This window comes from Altererythrobacter ishigakiensis (genome assembly GCF_001663155.1).
GTDB lineage: Bacteria > Pseudomonadota > Alphaproteobacteria > Sphingomonadales > Sphingomonadaceae > Erythrobacter > Erythrobacter ishigakiensis.
Genome location: NZ_CP015963.1, coordinates 161,552 through 180,886, shown reverse-complemented (window position 1 = coordinate 180,886; position 19,335 = coordinate 161,552). Strand labels below are relative to the sequence as shown.

Below are 19,335 nucleotides of genomic sequence, written 5' to 3'. Positions count from 1 at the left end.
GTTACATCATTACATTGACGCCATATCAGACTGATAGAGAGCCAAGACATGAAACTTTCCCTCCCGAACCTTTCCTCATCGATTGCATTGGCGTTCAGCGCAGTCGCGGCCCCCGCGGTCGCTGATAACGCCGAAGCACAGGCAAACGAAGATGGAACGCAAGAGCGCGTTGACGATGACCTTCACGACCGCCGTTTGGATGCGACCGGCGAAATCATTGTCAGCGCGACTGGTTTGAAGCAGCTCGACGTTCTGGCAGGCACATCCGTACTGGAGATCGAGGATATTCAGCGCAATCTTGACGGACAAGTGGGCGAAGTGCTGGCCAAGTTGCCTGGCGTTTCCGCCACCAGCTTTGCCCCCGGTGCCTCTCGTCCAGTTCTGCGCGGTTTCCAAGGTGAGCGTGTTCGGGTGCTGGTCGACGGCCTTGGCACGGCTGACGTTTCCAATACGTCCGCTGACCACGCGACGACAATTGACCCGCTGACAGCTGAGCGGATCGAAGTCTTGCGTGGTCCGGCGGTACTGCTGTTCGGAAATCAGGCGATTGGCGGCGCGGTAAACGTGATCGACAAGCGCATTCCGCGCCGTATCCCGGACGAGGCGTATCATCTCGACGCGCTGTTTGCGGCTGACACCGCTAGCGATCTGATCACAGGCGGCGCGTCTCTGGACGTACCACTGGCCGAGAACTTCGTGCTGCATATCGATGGCAGCTATCGGAACACCAACGATCTGGAGATCGGTGGCTTCCAGGTCGCGCCGGAACTGCGCGCGGAATTGCTTGAAGAAGCCGACGAGGAAGAAGACGAAGGCGAATTCGAAGAAGCTGAGGAGCTGCGCGAAGCCGCTGAACAGCGCGGTGTCATTCCGAACACCGCAACAGAAACCTACACTATCAATGCAGGCGCGAGCGTCTTTGCCGGTGACAGCGTGTTTGGCGCATCAATAGGGTATTACAACACCGATTATGGTGTACCGGGTCGTCCGGGCGCTGGTCATCATCACGGCGAAGAGGGCGAAGAGGGTGAAGAGGGCGAAGAAGAAGGTGAAGAGGAAGGCGAAGAAATCGTCACCATCGGCCTCGAGCAATGGCGCGCAGACGCATTGGCTGACATCGATCTGGGCGAAGGCTTCTTCGAACGCCTGAAGGTGCGTCTGGGCTACTCTGACTATACCCATACCGAATTTGAGGGCGCGGAAACCGGCACGGTGTTCGATGTCGAAAGCTTTGAAGCGCGGATCGAGCTGGCACAGTCGGAGACTGGCCCTGCAACCGGCTCGGTCGGTGCGCAGTACACCTATCGCGATTTTGCAGCTGTCGGCGAAGAGGCATTCGTTGCCCCTAACACCACTAGCCAGATTGCCCTTTTCGGATTGCAGGAATTCGGTCCGGGCCCGTTCCAGCTCGAAGCTGGCGGCCGCTTGGAATTCACCGATGTCGAATCCGATGTTCTGGGTGTTTCCAGAAACTTCACGAATTTTTCCGGAGCGTTGGGATTTGTCTACGAGACTGACACCTCACTTCGCACGGGCATCAACTTGAGCCGGGTCGAACGCGCGCCATCGGCAGAAGAACTCTTTGCCGGCGGTCCGCACATCGCCACCCAGCAGTTCGAGATCGGCGATCCGGACCTGGAAACGGAGAGCGCGTGGGGCATCGAAGGCTTTGTCCGTGGCCAGGTTGGTGCGGCAAACCTGAGTTTCGCGATCTATCGCCAGTGGTTTGACGATTACATCTTCCTTGCCGCAAATGGTGAGGAAGAAGAAGAACTGCCTGTCTTCCTGATCGTGCAGCAGGATGCAGACTACTTCGGATTTGAAGGCGAACTGAACTTCCCGCTCTACCGCGATGGCGGTTCGACGGTGTTGGCAGATTTGCGCGCATCTTACGTAGATGCTGAGTTAAGCAATGGAACAGCTGTTCCGCGCATTCCGCCAGTCGAACTGCTGGGCGCGCTGGAATATCAGACTGATGCATTCGATGTGCGCGGCGAAGTGCAATGGTTCGGCAAACAAGACGATGTCGACGCGTTTGAGACGGCGACGGACAGCTTTTCCCTGGTCAATTTCTCGCTCTCATGGCGCCCACTGCCAAGCCGCGAAAATGTGACTGTTGTTCTTAACGCAGACAATGTTTTCGACACTGTCGGACGCCGCCATGCGAGCTTTACGAAAGATTTCGTGCCGCTTGCCGGGCGCAACTTCAAGGCCAGCGTACGCTTAAGTTTCTAACGTTGTAGCCGGAAATCAATATCAGGGGAGTGGTGGTTCACCGCTCCCCTTTCTTGTTCAGCCCTCGACAGCGAAGGTCAGGTCGGCATGTTCTTGCAGTCGGTCGACCAGCGCTTCACCCAGAAAATAACCCGGCGTGCCAATCCCGCCCGGTTTGTCGCAAGAGAGGAGCGCGATGCCGGTTTCGCTCAGCATCCGGCTGGTGGAGCCATAACCGGGATCATATTTGCCTTTGACCCCGTAATGCAGATACGCACCGTCAGGCATGTCGGCCACGAACAGAATGTCATAAAAACCGTTCTCGCGCTCTTCCTTGCTCGGACCTTCACCGGGCTCTGGCGGTTTCGCGCCGAAGGGGTTCTTCATCATCTCAGCGGCCGCTTCCGCCATTTTCTTGCCCGCATCCCCCGGGCTGGTGAGCATCATCTCATCATAGCGGAAGTCCTCACCATAGGGAAAACCGCTGAGAAAATTGGTTCGGTGGACATTTTTCGTGTTGATCGGTGCCATCACGAAAGGCGCCGCCCATTTGTCCAAGTCCTTCTCGTGACGCGGAATCATGCCGGAGGGCTGATCGGCCCCCTCAAAACCTGGCGTGAGGCCGAACGACGAACGCAGAACGGCGAGCAGAGCGGGCTTGCGCGCAACCGCCTTCATCGTCTCAGTCAAGCTGGCTGCGGTGCCGCCCGAAAATGTGCCTTGCATGGCGCGCACGCGTCCGCGGATCCGCGGTGATGGTTTGCCGGTGCGCTTGATGACTTCCTTTTGAGTCATCAGGACACCCAGATCGAAGGGAATCGAATCGAAACCGCTTGAGAAACAGATGCGCGCGCCGCTTTCCTTCGCTGCGGCCTCATGCTTGTCGATCTGTTCGCGCATCCATGCCGGTTCGCCGCACAAATCTGCATAGTCCGTGCCGGTTTTGACACAAGCTTCAACGAGCGCATCGCCATACAGCTGGTACGGGCCGACAGTGGTCAGAACGACCTTTGTCCGGTTGCACATCGCCTCCAGACTGGCTGGATCATTCGCGTCAGCGACCACCAGCGGCGTAGTGTCAGGTGCACCAATTTCGTCACGCACGGACTCCAGCTTGTCCAGACTGCGGCCTGCCATGGCCCATTTGGGGGCGTCACCCCGGCCGCCATAATGCTGGTCAAGATACTCAGCGACCAACCGGCCTGTGTATCCGGTGGCGCCATAGACGATGATGTCAAATTCTGGGTTGGCCATGTCTGCTCTCCTTTGCGTGGCTGCATGCGCTTCACGCTTCAAAGAGTCAAAGCCCCTACGGAACAGGCGGTTCCGGAGTCAGAAACCGAACTGACGGCTGGCGAGATCGTACATGATCTCTTCGGAGCCGCCGCCAATCGCCATCACGCGAACCTCGCGATAGATACGCTCGACCCGTCCGCCGCGTACGAAACTGGCCCCGCCCATGATCTGGCACGCCTCGCGCGCACAGTATTCCATGGTTTGCGTCGCTTGGACTTTCAGCAGTGCGAAGTCACCGGGGAAAGGACACCCGTTCTTTACCGTCCAGGCCGCGTGATCGATCATGGCCTGTGTCGCGCCAATCATTTGCAGCATGCGCGCCAGCTTGTGACGGATCGACTGCCGCGTGATTAGGGGGCGACCAAATGTCTCTCGCTCGCGAGCCCAATCCAGCGCATCCTCGTAACACAGCCGTGAGTAAGCAGCCGCCTGCTGCGCCATGCCCAGTCGCTCACCGTTGAAATTGCGCATGATCGCGCCAAACCCTGCGTTTTCCGGCCCGATCAGATTTTCAGCCGGCACCTCTACATCGTCAAAGTGAATCGTCGCGGTGTCCGAGGAATGCCAGCCCATTTTCTCCAGCGGCGTGCGCGAAACGCCCTCGCGGTCCAGCTCGACCAGCAGCAGCGACACGCCGCCCATGCCCGCATCCCCGGTGCGCACGGCCAGACTGACAAAGTCTGCGCGCATGCCCGATGTGATCAGTGTTTTCGCTCCGTTGACGATGTAATGATCGCCGCGCCGTTCTGCCCGCGTTTTCAGGTTGGCTACGTCCGACCCGCCACCCGGCTCGGTAATGCCGAGGCAGATGATCTTTTCGCCTGAGAGGACTTGCGGTGCGATCCGTTGTTTCAGATCTTCACTGCCTGCTGCGAGCACCGGGGGCAGACCAATTCCGTGAATCATCAAGGATGCAGGTATTCCTCCTGCTCCCGGGCGACACAGCTCTTCAGATTGGACAAGCGAGTGAAAGATATCGAAGCCACGCTGCTCAAGCGTGCCGCTGCCGCCGTACTCCTCAGGGTACCCAAGGCCCAGTACGCCTGCTTCCGCGGCTTTCCGGTGAAGCTCGCGTGGCAATTCGCCGTCACGCTCCCACGTGTCGACATGCGGCATGATCTCGCGCGATACGAAGGTGCGCACACTGTCGCACACCGCCTCATGTGTTTCATCGTAATGCGGAGAGCGGCTGCGCCATTGGTCAAAGAGCGGCGCGCAACTCATCACAGCCGAGGCAGCGTGACCCCGCGCTGGCCCATATATTTGCCCGCGCGATCGGCATAAGTGACCTCGGGCCGCTCATTACCTTGCAGGAACAGGAACTGGCACGCCCCTTCATTGGCATAGATTTTCGCAGGCAACGGCGTGGTGTTGGAGAACTCCAGCGTCACATGGCCTTCCCAGCCCGGCTCCAGCGGGGTGACATTCACGATGATCCCGCAGCGCGCATAGGTGCTCTTGCCGAGACAGATTACCAGCACATCGTCCGGGATGCGGAAGTATTCGACGGTGCGTGCAAGAGCGAACGAGTTAGGCGGGATGATGCAAACATCGGTCTGCCGGTCGACCAGTGATTTTCCGTCAAAATTCTTCGGGTCCACTACTGCCGAATCGACATTGGTGAAAATCTTGAATTCGTCCGCGACCCGCGCGTCATAGCCAAACGAGCTGACGCCATAGGAAATGACGCCATCGCGCCGCTGCGCCTCGACGAAAGGCTCTATCATCCCTTCGTTCTTAGCCTTTTCTCGAATCCACTTGTCGGAAAGAATCGCCATGAGTTAGTGATTCCGCAGGCCGGCGTGCAGGGCAAGATAAGCGCAGGACTTAATCCCCCGAACTAAACATGTCAGTCGATCAAATTGGCCCCCAGCTGCGGGTTGAGGCTGGTGATGTAATTCAACCACTTCTTGGGGCGGCGCAGCATATTGTCCGGATACTCAATTCTGATCCCTGCAATCTTGGCGATCTCGCCGACAAAATGGATGCAATTGCGCGTGTCGAGATCATAGTATTCGCCTGGCGCATCACGCCATGCCCGCATCAATGCAATTACTTCGCGATATTGGTCGTCGCTGATTGTCACTGTGAAGTGGCGATTCGTCTTACGGATGTATTTGGACTCTTCGATCATGATATCATGTTCAACCGGGCCATTCAGGATACGGGTGCTGACCGTCTTCGCAGTGAAGCCGTAGTTTTCATTGATGGCTTGGCCGGTTTCCTCAAGCTCGCCTTCCAGAACGATGAACGCATGTGGGTAACGCCCGAACAACACCGAGCCGTTGAAGCTGTGAAAGCTGAGCTGGACATCGGCCAGCGCAGGGGTTGCCCAGCCGAGTGTGCAAACAGCAAGCAGGATTGAGAGGATACGCCCCATGGTGCGCTGTTCTAGCGCGGCTCTGCGGCGCTGCAACCCGTTCTACCCTGCCAGCAGGCTCGCATTACCGCCAGCAGCGGTCGTATCAACGCAGGTCACACGCTCTGTAGCAAAGCGGGCAACGTAATGCGGTCCGCCAGCCTTGGGGCCAGTGCCTGACAGGCCCTCGCCGCCGAACGGCTGACTTTCGACTACCGCGCCGATCTGGTTGCGGTTGACGTAGAAATTGCCGACTCGTGCGCGCTGTTCGATAAAGCGCTTTGTTGCTGCGATACGGCTGTGCAGGCCCAGCGTCAGGCCGTATCCGGTCGCATTGATGTCTGAGATCACCTTGCCAAGATCTTCAGAAGCGAACTTTGCGACATGCAGGATAGGCCCGAAGTTCTCACGTTTCAGATCAAGGATCGAGTCAATCTCGATGATGGCCGGGGCAACAAAGCAACCCTTGCTCGTCCCCCGAGGTAATTTGTGGCGCCACACAGCCGCACCACTCTTCTTGCGCCGGGCCACGTGACGTTCCAGCGCAGCTTTGGCATCAGGATCAATCACCGGGCCGACATCGGTGTGCATCAGCGCCGGATCGCCGACATTCAACGCATCAAACGCACCGCGTATCATCGCCAGCATCTCGTCATAGACGTCCTCCTGGATGTAGAGCATGCGTTGCGCGGAACAGCGTTGGCCGGCACTCTGAAACGCGCTGGCGAGGACATCACGGACCACCTGCTCGGGCAGGGCAGAGCTATCGACGATCATCGCGTTCTGCCCGCCGGTTTCAGCGATGAATGTCGCGATTGGCCCTTCGCGCGCAGCGAGCGTGCGATTGATTGCCTGCGCTGTTTCGGTCGAGCCTGTGAAAGCAACGCCGGCAATGCGCGGATCGCTGGTGATCATCTGACCCACGTCGCCCGCGCCTGGCAGCAATTGGAACGCTTCTTCGGGCATCCCGGCTTCATGACACAGCTTAACCGCAAGCGCGGCGATCAGCGGGGTTTGTTCGGCTGGTTTGGCGACGACCGTATTGCCGGCGGCGAGCGCAGCTGCTGCTGGGCCGATAAAGATTGCCAGCGGGAAGTTCCATGGGCTGATTGTTGCGAAGACACCGCGTCCATGCATGCGCAGCAGGTTCTCTTCACCGGTAGGACCGGGCAATGTGATCGGGCCGGAAAACTGGCGTCGCGCTTCAACGGCGTAATAGCGAAGGAAATCGACCGCTTCGCGCAGTTCCAGCACCGCATCGACCAGCGTCTTGCCCGCTTCGCGCTGGCAAAGAGAGAGAAACTCAACCGTATGAGCTTCGAACAGTTCCGCGGCGGCTTCCAGGATTACCGCACGCTTTTGCCCGCCCAAAGCATCCCAGCCCGGCTGGATGGCGAGCGCGCGAGTGATCGCGTCTTGCACTTCCTCCTCTGTGGAATCCCGCCGGGTACCTACTTCATGAGTAAGGTCTTGCGGTGCATTGATCGGAGCTTCCTCACCAGCTTCCTTGGCCGGAAATGTTGGCCCGGCATACCAGCGTTTGTCTGCAATTTGGGCCAGCTGCGCTTGTAATGGTGCAAGCACCAGCGGATCTGCCAGATCCACTCCGGCGCTGTTTGTCCGATTGCCGAATATGTCCGCGGGAATGGGAATTGCCGGATTGCGTTTAGGCTCGGTTGCCGCGAGCTCGGCCACCGGATCGCTTGTCATCTCTTCAACAGGGATTTCCGCATCAGCCATGCGATTGACGAAGCTGGTGTTGGCGCCGTTCTCGAGCAAGCGGCGCACCAGATACGCCAATAGCTCTTTGTGCCCGCCAACCGGGGCATAAATTCGCACATTGGTGCGATTATTGCCTTCAAGCCTGGCCAGAGCTTCATAGACCTCCTCGCCCATGCCGTGGAGCCGCTGAAACTCGAAAGACTTCCCGCCTGACAATGCCTTGATCGAACCGATGGTCAAGGCGTTGTGCGTTGCAAATGCTGGCAGGATAACGTCGCTATGCTCAAACAGGCGCACCGCGCAGGCAAGATAGGAGACATCCGTCGCCACTTTGCGGGTAAATACCGGGAAATCTTCGTAGCCACCAACCTGACTCAGCTTGATCTCGGTATCCCAATACGCGCCCTTCACCAGCCGAACATAGAAGCGCCGGTTATAGCGGCGAGCAAGCTTGCCTACCCAGTCACACAATGGCACGCCGCGTTTCTGGTACGCCTGAATCGCCAGGCCGAAACCTTCCCAAACTGTCCCGTCCGGCCGAGTGAAAAGCGCGTCATCCGCAGCCAATTCTTCAATGATATCCATCGAAAGCTCGAGCCGCTCAGCCTCCTCTGCATCGATGGTGAAATGAATGTTCGCATCGCGCGCTTTGATCGCCAGATCGCGAACAATCGGCACCAGTCCGATGCGCGCGATATCCGCATGCAGAAAGGTGTATTTGGGATGCAGCGCGGACAGTTTGACAGAAATTCCCGGAGAATCCTCGATCCGTCCGGTTGCCTCCGCGGCAACCCGGTCCAGCGCCAGGTGATACGCCTGCGCATAGCGCCCGGCGTCAGCATAAGTCATCGCCGCTTCGCCGAGCATATCGAAGCTGTGTGAAAGCCCCTTTTTCTGCTCGGGCTTTGCCCGATCCATGGCTTCGTCGATTGTGCGCCCGTAGACGAACTGTCGGCCAAGGATCCGCATCGCTTGCAGCGTAGCCTTGCGCACCACCGGTTCGCCCAGACGGTTCATGGTGCGCTTCAAGGTTGCGCCCATCCCGCGTTGCTTGGCTTCCGGCGGATCAAGCATCTCACCTGTCAGCATCAGAGAAAATGTCGCTGCGTTGACGAACGTGGACGAACTCTCGCCCAGATGTTCGCTCCAGTCGATGTCGCCCAACTTGTCCCTGATCAACAGGTCAGCGGTTTCCGCATCGGGGACGCGTAACAACGCCTCTGCCAGGCACATCAGTGCGATGCCTTCCTCGGTATCCAGGCCATACTGGTGCAGGAAAGCGTCGATCCCGCTCGCCTTTTCCTTGCGCGCACCGACAATGAGTTTTCCAGCCAGATCAGCAGCTTGATCGTGAACCACAGACGCTGGCTCGGCCTGCTTCACTCGCGCTTTGACACAGGATTGTTCATCCTCCCGGTACGCACGACGAAGGGCAGTTCGGTCAAGGTTCTGAAGTTTGGTCAAGACTGGGCGACTCCAACGGTAACTGAGTTTGAACTTGTATCGATCTGGCCCCGACTGCCTGTGCATTCAAGGGCAGATTGTCGGACTCACTTTGCGGTCCGGATCGGCTTTGGCTAAAGCTATATGAGGGCATGGCGATATGCCGCAAATTGGTAGGGGCAATGCGGGGTGACATTTTCGGTATGAGCGATCGAAAGCCAGACCCAGCACTGTTCGCAGGCGATTTGTTCGGCGAAGTCTATCAGTCTGAAATTGCTGATCCCGGCGAGCGACAGACTTTGGCTGGTTTGCTGCCCGGCTTGTTAACCTGCCTGATTGCTGCGCTTGCCGCGATGTGGCTGGCAGAGCACTACGGATTCCCGGCCATCCTTCTTGGGTTGCTGATAGGTTTGGCACTGCATTTCCTGGCGGACCATCCGGCGCTGGGAACAGGCCTCGATTTCGCAGCGCGCCATTTCCTGCGGATCGGGATCGTGCTCTTGGGTTTGCAGGTCACTGTGATGCAAATCGGTGCGATTGGCTGGTTAGCATTCGCGGGTCTGCTCGCGATCATGATGGCGGCTTTCGGGGCTGGATTGATTGGCGCGAAGCTCTCTGGCCAAGGTCGCTATGCAGGAGTGCTTGCCGGCGGGGCAACGGCAATTTGCGGTGCATCGGCGGCGTTGGCCATCTATAGTGTCATAGGGCGTGACCGCCTTGATCAGGCGCGCTTTACGATCACCCTTGTGGGCATAGCATTAGCCAGCGCGCTGGCGCTTTCGATTTATCCTGCCGCAGCGCAGTCACTTGGGCTGGATGCCGCGCAAGCAGGCTATCTGGTTGGCGCGTCGATCCACGATGTCGCGCAAGCAATTGGTGGTGGGTATGCAATATCAGACGAGGCTGGCGCGCAGGCTACAATCATCAAGCTTGCGCGGGTAACTTTGCTTGCGCCCGCGGTCGCGCTGATCGCTTTGTGGTTGGGCGAGGCAGGGGGAGCCGAGGCAAAATCGAAACCGGTCTGGCGACGGCTTTCCATGCCATGGTTCATCATCGCATTTCTGGCTCTGGTGGCTGTGAACAGTGTTGTGACCTTGCCGGTCCAATTGGCGGAATCGGGCCTGGCAGCGTCAAAGTTCCTGTTGCTGCTGGCGGTGACGGCCACAGCAATGCGCGCGCGTCTCTCATTGTTGCTGGAAGCAGGGTGGAGGCCGCTGGTACCGGTGATTGCTGCCACGCTGGCTTCGTTCATGGCAGCACTCGCAGTAGCTCTGCTGCTGATCTAGGCGGGTCTGGGAAAGGCGGTCGTGCTCTTCATCTCTTCCATGGAGAAGCTCGCGGTCACATCCGCCAGATCGGGCACACGTTTGATCAAGCGCTGGTAGATGCGATCATAGTCTGCGATATCCCGCACGCACAGTTTCAGCATGTAGTCGATGTCGCCGGCCATGCGGTGACATTCTGTGATTTCCTCGATTCCCGCGATCGCATTATCAAAGGCCGCAAGCCATTCGGCATCGTGACGGCGAGTGCGGATGCTGACGAACACGGTCGTTGTGAAGCCCAGCTTGCTGGCATCGACCAGCGCGACGCGCCTTTTGATGATCCCCGCTTCCTCCATCAATTTGATCCGTCGCCAGCACGGATTGGTCGACAGACCCACTTTGTCGGCAATCGCTTGCACTGAAAGCGAAGCGTCTTTTTGAAGCAATGCAAGGATTGCCCAATCCTTGGTGTCGAGTTCCATGTCTTGTGCCATGACAGTGTTTTTATCCCAATCTGGGTTCTGAATCCATCAAAGTTTGGGATTTCATTTAGCAGCAACAGTGATAGCTTGCCCGCTAGAAAATCGAATAGAGGGGCCGGGTCAGCGCATGATCAGGAAAGCATTTACCGAACATCCCGCCAGCGTTGGCGAGACATACTTTCAGCATCTGATGCATGCTTCCGGCTTTGGTGTGCGCATGGTGTTGGGCGGTTTCGCCTGCATGTTACATGGACTGCTGCCGTTCCTGTTTGTGAAAACAGGCAGCAAGCAGATCGAAACATTGCATGGCAAGATGGTGGTCAATCGCAGCAAGCTGCCTGCTCCGATCGATTTCGTGATCTGACCCATACCTTCGCGCGGAAAAGAAACTCTCCCACTTCGCAGCAGAAACGCTACAGTGGCGCGATGAAGCTTTTTGCATTCTACTGCCGCGACGGGGAACACAGCGCGATGTTTCGCGAGCATGGCTATGAAGCCTTGCTCGAGCATTTTGACAAACATGGTGATGATTTCGCGGTCGCAGGGCCAATGGTGAAGGGCGATAAGATCGTTGGCTCATTATTGGTGATCAAGGCCGAGGATGAAGCCAGCGCCCGCGAAAAGCTTGAAGCGATCCCCTATTTCGAGATTGGCGTATGGCAATCGATCCGCGCTGATGAATTCCAGCCGCGTTTTGGCGATTGGTCAAAAAGGCTGGATCCCTAAGGCCGAAGTATAGTCGAGCCAGTGGTGCGGCGCGCTTCCAGATCGATGTGCGCCTGTGCCGCATCCTTCAGCGCATAGGTCTGACCGATAGTGATCTTTACCTTGCCGGTGCTGAGCATGTCCCAGACACGGGCGATGCCTGCGCTTCGATCCTCAGGCGTCATGTAGTAATGCATCAGCGTGGGGCGTGTAACGAACAGCGATCCTTTCTGCGCCAGAATACCAAGGTTTACGCCTTCGACTGCGCCTGATGCGTTCCCGAAACTCACCAAGAGTCCGCGTGGGCTCATACTGTCGAGTGAGGCTTCGAAAGTAGCCTTTCCGACTCCGTCAAAAACCACCGGCACGCCTTTTCCGCCGGTGATGTCCCGAACCAAGGGCGCGATTTCCTCGCGGTCATAGCGGATCACATGGTCACTTCCGGCCTCGCGCGCCAAAACTTCCTTTGCATCGGAAGAGACTGTCCCGATCACATTCACACCCAGTGCTTTCAGCCATTGGACCATGATCAGGCCAACGCCTCCTGCCGCTGCGTGAACCAGCACGGTGTCGCCCGCATTTACATCGGCGCAGCGTTCGACCAGCCCTTCTGTCGTCGCGGCCTTCAGAATCGCTGCCGCAGCAACATCGTCTGACACGTCATCCGGCAGTTTGAACAACGCATCGGCCGGCATCACCCGGTGTGTTGCGTAGGCTCCCAGACCTGGCCCCATGTAAGCGACGCGATCACCTTCGGCATAACCTGCTACCCCTTCGCCCAGTGCGGTAATCGTGCCGGCTGCTTCAAGGCCCAGCCCGCTGGGCAGATCAATCGGGTAAAGTCCGCCGCGATGATAGGTGTCGATGAAGTTAAGCCCGATAGCGCTGTGTTGGATCAGGACTTCGCCCGGGCCGGGGTTCGGGATGTCCCCTTCAACCCATTCGATTACTTCGGGGCCACCGAGCTGGCGAATTTCAGCGCGCAAACAGGTCATCATTTCTGCCCTTTCTAAAGGCTACATACGGGTCTGATCAGCGTCCGCCTCTTCGCGCAATTTGGTTACTGTTGCGCGGAGCTCGCGCCGGATCTGGACCCAAGCGATCAAGGCGAACAACACTGTGCCGCCAATCACATTGCCCAGCAAAGTGGGTAAAATGTTAGTCAGCGCCATCTCTGCCAGAGCGCCCTGACCCGACCATGCAAGCAGGAAGATTTCGCATGATCCCACAACCACGTGCGTGAAATCGCCGATGGCAATGACATAAATGATCAGGAAAACCAGCCCCAGAAAGCTCTCGCCAGAGCTGGGTCGCATCCATACCAGTGCAGCGATCAACAGACCTGAAGGCAATCCTTTGACCAACGATTCCATGAAGCCCATCGCAGCCACTTTCTCGCTGATATAGATCATCGCCTCCAGCGTCTCCGGCGTCACGACCGGTGTGAAGGCGAACAAAGCGGCCATGATCGCAGTGCCGATAAAATTGGCGCTCAGGCTGATCCCCCAGACACGCCCCAAATTACCCAGATTTCGCGCACTGGGGGCTGCGATTGTGGGCAGAACCGGGGTAATTGTGTTCTCTGTAAAAAGCTGCAGCCGGCAATAGATCACCAGTATGAAGCCGATTGTGTAGCCCATACTTTCAATCGCATAGCCAGCGGGCAGATCGTAGGTTTCGACATGCAGCGCGGCCTTGGCGATGAGTGAAAAGCTGATCAAAAAGCCCGCAGCGATGGCTGACCAGAACAACGAGATCGACGGACGCTGCATTTCTTCAATGCCTTCACGCGCCACTTCGATATAGATTTCGGGCGAAGAGAGTGACTCGCTTTCGCCTTCTTCAATGATTTCCTGTTCTTGCATGCATATCCGTGCTGGCGACGCTCAAAGCTGCGCCTCATGCATTCAAGCGTTGGGATGGGCAAATGTTCCGAGAATCACCCTTGGTTGAGCAAGCGCCCGGCGACCGCATCCAGCTTGGCAATCAGGTTTGGATCATGCTTGTCAGGCGCTGTGATGACCGCATCTTCCAGCGCATAATCAATCGGCGAAGCCTGCCGGCCATCGGGCAATGCGTTGACGAAACGTACAATCGCATCGCGTGCTATCTGGCTGTTGATCTGCATCTGCGCAACCACTTGCCCCACGTCGACTGCTTCGCCGTCTCGCCAGCAATCATAGTCGGTTACCATGCCAATCAGCGCGTAAGGCAGCTCCGCCTCACGCGCGAGCTTGGCCTCAGGCATCGCGGTCATCCCGATCACATCCGCGCCCCACTCTCGGTACATGCGGCTTTCTGCGCGGGTCGAGAATTGTGGCCCTTCCATTGCGAGATAAGTCGATCCGGTTGCAACCTTGCCTTTGGCTGATTTGAACGCCTTGGCGGCCATTTCGGAAAGGCGAGCACAAACCGGATCAGCCATCGAAACATGCGCAACCAGGCCGGTGCCGAAAAAGCTGTTCGGCTGGCGGTTAGTGCGATCAATGAATTGCTCAACAATGGCGAAGCGGCCCGGTTCGATTTCTTCGCGCAGGGATCCGACTGCCGAGATCGCCAGGATATCGGTGCAGCCCGCACGCTTGAGAACGTCGATGTTAGCGCGAGCATTAAGCTCGCCCGGGCTGATCGGGTGACCACGGCCATGGCGTGGCAGGAACCGCACCCGCACATCGCCGATACGGCCGCACAGCACTTCGTCCGATGGCTTGCCCCAAGGGCTTTCGATCGCAATCCACTGTGCGTCTTCAAGCCCCTCGATGGCATATAGCCCCGATCCGCCGATGATCCCGATTGTCCACGGGCTGGTCATTTAGTCTTCCCCTGCACGCCTTGGCATATGGTTTAAGGCGCTATGCCGCGCGAAGGCAAAGATAAAGTTAGCAAACGGCTATCAGGCGATATCAAGGGGTTTAGGCACCGCTTTTCGGATGAAAGCTTCCGCCTTCGCAAAGGGACCGGCAATCGATTCGCGCGCCTGCATGCGTTTCTGGTGAGCCGCCAGCGCCGGATAAGCGTCAAGCGGCGCGTGCGCCGCCAATGTCATCTGCATCAAGCAGGTCGTGACGGTGATATCCGCGATCGACAGCGCGTCTCCGGCATAGAATTCACCGTCGCCCAGTGCGCTGTCGAGATAGGCAAGGATGGGCGGCATCTTTTCCGCCCAGGTCGCGCGCGCTGTGTCGAGGTCAGGCTCTTTTCCGTTCATGGCAGCAAAGGCGATCGCGCGAAATATGCCCAATCCACCAGTCGCAGCCAGATGGCTGTCGGCATATTCCTCGATCCACAATGCGCGGCCATAGGCATAGGGGTCAGCCGGGTAAATCGGGACGTCCGGGTGCTTCTTCTCGATATAACCACAGATCGCGGAACTATCGGCGATTGTGCCCGGAATGCCTTCTTCAGCGATAGAGCGGTCGCGCAGCACCGGAATACGCTTCAATGGCGAAATTGCGCGGAACCAGTCAGGCGGATCGAAGACGTTTACCGATTCCAACTCGAAATCGACACCCTTCTCGATGCAGACCGCTGCGGCCTTGCGGACAAAGGGTGAAACGGGGCTGCCGTAGATGACGAGATCGGCCATCGAAAAAATTCCTCTCTTGCTCCATTGCGTGATCGCCACTCTGCGACATTCAGTTGCATAGCGCAATGGATAGGAGCGCAACGCGCCGTCGCAGTCTATTCTGTCCGAATTCGTTTGCCCTTGGGACAGGGACGTCCCATCTTGGCGACTCGAGACTTTCAATTCGCTAATGGAGAGAGGCCCTCAAATGGCTACGCAATATAAGAACCTGATCAACGGACAGATGATCGAAACCGGTGAGTGGTGCGATGTCGTCAATCCCGCGAATGAAGAGGTTATCGGCCAGGTGCCGAAATGCGGTAAAGACGAGCTGGACCAGGCGGTTGCCGCTGCGCGTGCAGCATTCAAGACCTGGAAGAATACCAGTTTTGAAGAACGTCAGGCTGCGTGCATGGCGATTTCAGGCGCGATCAAGGAAAACGCGGAAGAGCTCTATCGTTTGCTGACCAGCGAACAGGGCAAACCGCATGAGCAAGCCAAGGGCGAGATTTTCGGGGCTGCTGGCATGTCGGCTGCGCAATCGACGCTGAAGTTGGAAGACGTAATCAACGAGGACTCTGACGAACGGCTGAGCCGCACCCGCCGCGTACCGGTGGGCGTGGTTGGCGGCATCGTGCCGTGGAACTTCCCGGTCATGATGGCGGTGCAAAAGATTGTGCCAGCGCTGATGAGCGGTTGCACCATTGTGCTCAAGCCGTCGCCCTTCACCCCGCTTACCACGCTACGCATTGCAGAGCTGATCGCGGACAAGGTGCCAGCGGGCACGGTCAACATCATCACGGGTGAAGAGTCGCTTGGGCCGCTGATCACCAGCCATCCGGATATCGACAAGGTCACGTTCACCGGTTCGACCGCAACGGGCAAGAAGATCATGGAAGGCGCGAGCGCTGACCTGAAGCGGATTACGCTTGAGCTGGGCGGCAATGACGCCTCGATCGTGATGCCGGACGCGGACCCCAAGAAAATTGCCGAGCAGATCTTCTGGTCAAGCTTCTCAAACGCAGGTCAGATCTGCGTCGCGGCCAAACGCATCTATATCCATGAGGATATCTATGACGAACTGGCAGCAGCTCTGGCAGAGTACGCCAAGACCGTGAAGGTGGGTGACGGATCGGAACAAGGCACCGGTGTCGGACCGATCCAGAACAAGAAGCAATATGATCGCGTGCTGGAACTGATCCAGGATGCGAAAGACAATGGCTATAATTTCCTGGTTGGCGGTGACGCGGGCGATCCGTCAGGCACCGGCTATTACGTGCCGATCACAATCCTCGATAACCCGCCGGAGGACGCCCGGATCGTGGCAGAGGAGCAGTTTGGCCCGGTCATGCCGCTGATGAAATTCTCTTCAGAAGAGGAAGTGATCGAACGCGCTAACAACTCGGACTACGGTCTTGCCGGGGCGGTCTGGACTGCAAACCCTGAGAAAGGTGTCGAGATTGCAGAGAAGCTCGAGACAGGCACAGTGTGGGTCAACGAATACCTCCACCTGTCTCCTTTCGCGCCGTTTGGCGGGCACAAGCAATCGGGCTTCGGCGCTGAGTACGGGCTCGATGGCCTGAAGGAATTCACCTATCCGCAGGTGATCACCGTCAAGAAGGACAATGTCCCCGCTTAAGCCGAGGTGAGTGGGGGAGACATCACTGTGATTGAAGGGGGCCTGACCCGTGCACTGGCACGGGTTGGGCTCTCTGCACCTTCGGGCCTCGCGCGGCTGACCGGCGGCGCGACGATGGAGAGCTGGCGGTTCTCAACGAGCGGTGAGGGCTATGTCCTGCGCCGCGCGCCCAGCCTGGAATTTATTGCCGAACGCCCGATGAGCCATGCCGGTGAAGCGGCGGTGATCGAGGCTGCCCGCAAAGCTGGTGTGACGGCGCCTGAAGTGCTGACGGTGCTCGAAGAAAGTGACGGGATCGGGAGCGGGTTCATCATGCGCGCGCTGCCCGGCACGCCCAATCCCAAAGAGATACTGGCAATGGAGGGCGCAGACACAATCTTGCGCCAAGCCGCACGCGACCTCGCTCGCATCCATTCATTGAAGCGCGAGGACCTGCCCGCCGATGTGCCGGTGATGGATTACCGCGCGGCGATTGCCGATTTGCGCGCGCAGTTCGAGGAAGCGGGCGGCGACCGCCCGATCATCGCGCTGGGCCTCAAATGGTTGGAGGACAATTGCCCTGAGCCTTGCGAGCCAGTGCTCAACCATGGCGATTACCGCATGGGCAATATCCTGGCCGATAATGACCAACTGACGGGCGTGCTCGATTGGGAGCTGGCGCATTTCGGCGATCCACATGAGGACCTCGCTTTCGGCTGCATGGCGGTGTGGCGTTTCGCGCGATATGACCGGCCTGCGCTAGGATTGGGATCGCTGGAGGATTACTTCGCTGCCTACGAAGCCGAGAGCGGGCGGACTGTTGACCGCGAGCGTTTCCGTTACTGGCTGATCCATCGCACCGTATGGTGGGCGATGGGTTGCCTGCGCTGCGCCAAGGTATGGCGCGATGGCTCCGACCGGATGCTCGAACGGGTGGTGATCTCGCGGCGCACGAGCGAGCAGGAATTGGATCTGCTGATGCTGCTGGAGGAAGATGCGCCTGAGGAAGAACGTGCGCTACCCGCGGAACCGATGATCGAGCCTGGTGAGACCCACGGTGAAGCAACTAGCGGAGAGATTGCGGTTGCGATTTCCGAATGGCTCGAAATGCTCAAACCTCTCATGCAAGGGCATAACCGCTTCCAACTCGCGGTAGCACGCAATGCATTGGGCATGATTGCGCGCGATGATGATATCGTCCCGCGAGTGACTGAGCCTGACCTCGCTCAAGCCATTCTCGTCGGGGAAGAAACGCTTGCTAGCCCTGGCCTGCTGCGCGAACTCAAGGAGGCGGCGCTGGAAAAGGTAATGGCGGACGTTCCGAAGTATCCGGCGCTTGCAGTCGCCATGAAGAAATGGACTGGAGAGGAGTAACCCATGGATTTCACTATCCCGCAGGCGCTCGAAGACTATTACGCCGAGCTAGAGAAATTCATCGCGGACGAAATCACCCCGCTTGAGCAGCAGGATGACAACATTCGCTTCTTCGATCACCGCCGAGAATGGGCGCGCACCAATTTCGAGGAAGGTGGCTTGCCGCGTCACGAGTGGGAAGAACTGCTGATCGAAGCCAAGCGCCGCGCGGATAAAGCCGGGCACTGGCGGTTTTCCGCGCCCAAGAAATACGGCGGCAAGGACGGCACCAACCTGTGGATGGCGGTGATCCGTGACCGTTTTGCGCAGCGCGGGCTGGGATTGCACAACGACTTGCAGAACGAGCATAGCATTGTTGGTAATTTCCCCTTCGTCGAGATGTTCGAGCAATGGGGCACTGAGGAGCAGAAACAGGAGTTCATCCTCGGTGGGTTCGAAGGGACAAGGCGGGTGGCCTTTGGCCTGACCGAAGCGAACCATGGATCCGATGCAACGCATATGGAAACCCGCGCTGTGCGTGAGACGCGCGACGGGGTCGATGGCTGGCTGATCAATGGCGAGAAGATGTGGATCACCGGAATGCATGTCGCGACGCATTGCGCGATGTTCTGCCGCACCAGCGGCCAAGATGGCGATGCCAGCGGGATCACCTGCCTGCTTGTTCCCAACCCGACCGAGGGACTGGAGATCGAAGAGTGGATGTGGACCTTCAACATGCCCACCGATCACCCGCGCCTCAGCGTCAACAATGTTTGGGTGCCCGAAAGCGCGATGCTGGGCATCGAGGGGCGCGGGCTGGCCTTGGCGCAAAGCTTCGTCCACCAGAACCGCATCCGTCAGGCCGCATCATCGCTCGGTGCGGCGCAATTCTGCGTCAATGAAAGCGTGAAATATGCGCGGCAGCGCAAGCCGTTCGGCGAAGAGCTGGCCAAGAATCAGGCGATCCAGTTCCCGCTGGTAGAGCTGGCGACCCAATGCGAGATGCTGCGTCTGCTGATCTACAAGACCGCGTGGGAAATGGACAATATGCCGCATGAGGAGATCGAGAAGACAATCTCTGACAAGGTCAGCATGTGCAACTACTGGGCGAACCGGCTGGTGTGTCAGGCAGCGGACCGCGCGATGCAGGTGCATGGCGGGATCGGCTATTCGCGGCACAAACCGTTCGAGCATATTTATCGCCACCACCGCCGCTATCGCATCACCGAAGGCGCGGAGGAAATCCAGATGCGCAAGGTGGCGGCCTATCTGTTCGGCTATCTCGGGCCGAAACGGGGGCAGTTCGGCTAGAC

17 protein-coding genes are annotated in these 19,335 nt (G+C 58.2%); 7 read left to right on the top strand and 10 right to left on the bottom strand.

What is annotated here, in order from left to right; translation table 11 throughout:
* The first annotated feature begins 48 nt into the window (after positions 1 to 48).
* The gene (locus A6F69_RS00885; RefSeq protein ID WP_067596526.1) at positions 49 to 2,235 is read left to right on the top strand and encodes a TonB-dependent receptor; all 2,187 of its coding nucleotides are present in this window, start codon (positions 49 to 51) and stop codon (positions 2,233 to 2,235) included.
* 57 nt (positions 2,236 to 2,292) lie between these two features.
* On the opposite strand, the gene A6F69_RS00880 is transcribed toward A6F69_RS00885, so the two are convergent.
* From A6F69_RS00880 to putA, 5 genes are all read right to left on the bottom strand, one after another.
* Entirely contained in the window at positions 2,293 to 3,468 is a 1,176-nt protein-coding gene (locus A6F69_RS00880) for a saccharopine dehydrogenase family protein (protein ID WP_067596525.1), read from the bottom strand.
* Between the two features lie 78 nt (positions 3,469 to 3,546).
* Complete coding sequence (locus A6F69_RS00875) at positions 3,547 to 4,734, bottom strand: acyl-CoA dehydrogenase family protein (RefSeq protein WP_067596524.1); 1,188 nt, start codon at positions 4,732 to 4,734, stop codon at positions 3,547 to 3,549.
* Positions 4,734 to 5,288 (bottom strand): dCTP deaminase, encoded by a 555-nt coding sequence (dcd, locus tag A6F69_RS00870; RefSeq protein WP_067596523.1) that lies wholly within the window; start codon positions 5,286 to 5,288, stop codon positions 4,734 to 4,736. The genes A6F69_RS00875 and dcd overlap by 1 nt, the downstream gene beginning before the upstream one ends.
* A gap of 71 nt (positions 5,289 to 5,359) precedes the next feature.
* Positions 5,360 to 5,890 (bottom strand): hypothetical protein, encoded by a 531-nt coding sequence (locus A6F69_RS00865; RefSeq protein ID WP_067596522.1) that lies wholly within the window; start codon positions 5,888 to 5,890, stop codon positions 5,360 to 5,362.
* A 42-nt stretch (positions 5,891 to 5,932) separates the two neighbouring features.
* Positions 5,933 to 9,055, bottom strand: coding sequence for a bifunctional proline dehydrogenase/L-glutamate gamma-semialdehyde dehydrogenase PutA (gene putA, locus A6F69_RS00860; RefSeq protein ID WP_067596521.1), 3,123 nt, complete (start codon positions 9,053 to 9,055; stop codon positions 5,933 to 5,935).
* 182 nt (positions 9,056 to 9,237) lie between these two features.
* On the opposite strand from putA, the gene A6F69_RS00855 reads away from it, so the two are divergent.
* Positions 9,238 to 10,320, top strand: coding sequence for a YeiH family protein (locus A6F69_RS00855; protein ID WP_067602144.1), 1,083 nt, complete (start codon positions 9,238 to 9,240; stop codon positions 10,318 to 10,320).
* Here the strand turns inward: A6F69_RS00855 and A6F69_RS00850 are convergent.
* Complete coding sequence (locus A6F69_RS00850; RefSeq protein WP_144573556.1) at positions 10,317 to 10,793, bottom strand: Lrp/AsnC family transcriptional regulator; 477 nt, start codon at positions 10,791 to 10,793, stop codon at positions 10,317 to 10,319. The genes A6F69_RS00855 and A6F69_RS00850 overlap by 4 nt on opposite strands.
* Before the next feature lie 115 nt (positions 10,794 to 10,908).
* Between A6F69_RS00850 and A6F69_RS00845 the strand changes: the two genes are divergently transcribed.
* Both A6F69_RS00845 and A6F69_RS00840 read left to right on the top strand, forming a co-directional pair.
* Entirely contained in the window at positions 10,909 to 11,145 is a 237-nt protein-coding gene (locus A6F69_RS00845) for a DUF6356 family protein (protein ID WP_067596520.1), read from the top strand.
* A 62-nt stretch (positions 11,146 to 11,207) separates the two neighbouring features.
* Positions 11,208 to 11,507 (top strand): YciI family protein, encoded by a 300-nt coding sequence (locus A6F69_RS00840; RefSeq protein WP_067596519.1) that lies wholly within the window; start codon positions 11,208 to 11,210, stop codon positions 11,505 to 11,507.
* Here A6F69_RS00840 and A6F69_RS00835 read toward each other — a convergent pair.
* From A6F69_RS00835 to A6F69_RS00820, 4 genes are all read right to left on the bottom strand, one after another.
* On the bottom strand, positions 11,504 to 12,484 hold the full coding sequence (locus A6F69_RS00835; protein WP_425388057.1) for a quinone oxidoreductase family protein: 981 nt from the start codon (positions 12,482 to 12,484) through the stop codon (positions 11,504 to 11,506). The two genes, A6F69_RS00840 and A6F69_RS00835, sit on opposite strands and share 4 nt — an antisense overlap.
* Before the next feature lie 18 nt (positions 12,485 to 12,502).
* Complete coding sequence (locus tag A6F69_RS00830; protein ID WP_067596518.1) at positions 12,503 to 13,351, bottom strand: formate/nitrite transporter family protein; 849 nt, start codon at positions 13,349 to 13,351, stop codon at positions 12,503 to 12,505.
* A 74-nt stretch (positions 13,352 to 13,425) separates the two neighbouring features.
* A complete protein-coding gene (locus tag A6F69_RS00825) occupies positions 13,426 to 14,298 on the bottom strand; it encodes a phosphorylase family protein (RefSeq protein WP_067596517.1) in 873 nt (290 codons plus the stop codon).
* Positions 14,299 to 14,379: 81 nt separating this feature from the next.
* Positions 14,380 to 15,072 (bottom strand): glutathione S-transferase family protein, encoded by a 693-nt coding sequence (locus A6F69_RS00820; protein ID WP_067596516.1) that lies wholly within the window; start codon positions 15,070 to 15,072, stop codon positions 14,380 to 14,382.
* Positions 15,073 to 15,259: 187 nt separating this feature from the next.
* Here A6F69_RS00820 and A6F69_RS00815 point away from each other — a divergent pair, with 187 nt between their 5' ends.
* The 3 genes from A6F69_RS00815 to A6F69_RS00805 are packed head-to-tail and all read left to right on the top strand — an operon-like array spanning position 15,260 to position 19,333.
* Positions 15,260 to 16,690 carry an aldehyde dehydrogenase family protein gene (locus A6F69_RS00815; protein ID WP_067596515.1) on the top strand — a complete coding sequence of 477 codons (1,431 nt, stop codon included), beginning with the start codon at positions 15,260 to 15,262 and terminating at the stop codon, positions 16,688 to 16,690.
* A gap of 27 nt (positions 16,691 to 16,717) precedes the next feature.
* Positions 16,718 to 18,043: a phosphotransferase gene (locus A6F69_RS00810; RefSeq protein ID WP_245638257.1), complete on the top strand. Its 1,326-nt coding sequence runs from the start codon at positions 16,718 to 16,720 to the stop codon at positions 18,041 to 18,043.
* A 3-nt stretch (positions 18,044 to 18,046) separates the two neighbouring features.
* Complete coding sequence (locus A6F69_RS00805) at positions 18,047 to 19,333, top strand: acyl-CoA dehydrogenase family protein (protein WP_067596514.1); 1,287 nt, start codon at positions 18,047 to 18,049, stop codon at positions 19,331 to 19,333.
* Positions 19,334 to 19,335 lie beyond the last annotated feature (2 nt).

Excerpts from the sequence above, each read along its gene's own strand:
- A6F69_RS00885 (WP_067596526.1), top strand. The coding sequence starts at position 49 with ATGAAACTTTCCCTCCCGAACCTTTCCTCATCGATTGCATTGGCGTTC.
- A6F69_RS00880 (WP_067596525.1), bottom strand. The coding sequence starts at position 3,468 with ATGGCCAACCCAGAATTTGACATCATCGTCTATGGCGCCACCGGATAC.
- A6F69_RS00875 (WP_067596524.1), bottom strand. The coding sequence starts at position 4,734 with ATGAGTTGCGCGCCGCTCTTTGACCAATGGCGCAGCCGCTCTCCGCAT.
- dcd (WP_067596523.1), bottom strand. The coding sequence starts at position 5,288 with ATGGCGATTCTTTCCGACAAGTGGATTCGAGAAAAGGCTAAGAACGAA.
- A6F69_RS00865 (WP_067596522.1), bottom strand. The coding sequence starts at position 5,890 with ATGGGGCGTATCCTCTCAATCCTGCTTGCTGTTTGCACACTCGGCTGG.
- A6F69_RS00855 (WP_067602144.1), top strand. The coding sequence starts at position 9,238 with ATGAGCGATCGAAAGCCAGACCCAGCACTGTTCGCAGGCGATTTGTTC.
- A6F69_RS00850 (WP_144573556.1), bottom strand. The coding sequence starts at position 10,793 with ATGGCACAAGACATGGAACTCGACACCAAGGATTGGGCAATCCTTGCA.
- A6F69_RS00845 (WP_067596520.1), top strand. The coding sequence starts at position 10,909 with ATGATCAGGAAAGCATTTACCGAACATCCCGCCAGCGTTGGCGAGACA.
- A6F69_RS00840 (WP_067596519.1), top strand. The coding sequence starts at position 11,208 with ATGAAGCTTTTTGCATTCTACTGCCGCGACGGGGAACACAGCGCGATG.
- A6F69_RS00835 (WP_425388057.1), bottom strand. The coding sequence starts at position 12,484 with ATGATGACCTGTTTGCGCGCTGAAATTCGCCAGCTCGGTGGCCCCGAA.
- A6F69_RS00830 (WP_067596518.1), bottom strand. The coding sequence starts at position 13,351 with ATGCAAGAACAGGAAATCATTGAAGAAGGCGAAAGCGAGTCACTCTCT.
- A6F69_RS00825 (WP_067596517.1), bottom strand. The coding sequence starts at position 14,298 with ATGACCAGCCCGTGGACAATCGGGATCATCGGCGGATCGGGGCTATAT.
- A6F69_RS00820 (WP_067596516.1), bottom strand. The coding sequence starts at position 15,072 with ATGGCCGATCTCGTCATCTACGGCAGCCCCGTTTCACCCTTTGTCCGC.
- A6F69_RS00815 (WP_067596515.1), top strand. The coding sequence starts at position 15,260 with ATGGCTACGCAATATAAGAACCTGATCAACGGACAGATGATCGAAACC.
- A6F69_RS00805 (WP_067596514.1), top strand. The coding sequence starts at position 18,047 with ATGGATTTCACTATCCCGCAGGCGCTCGAAGACTATTACGCCGAGCTA.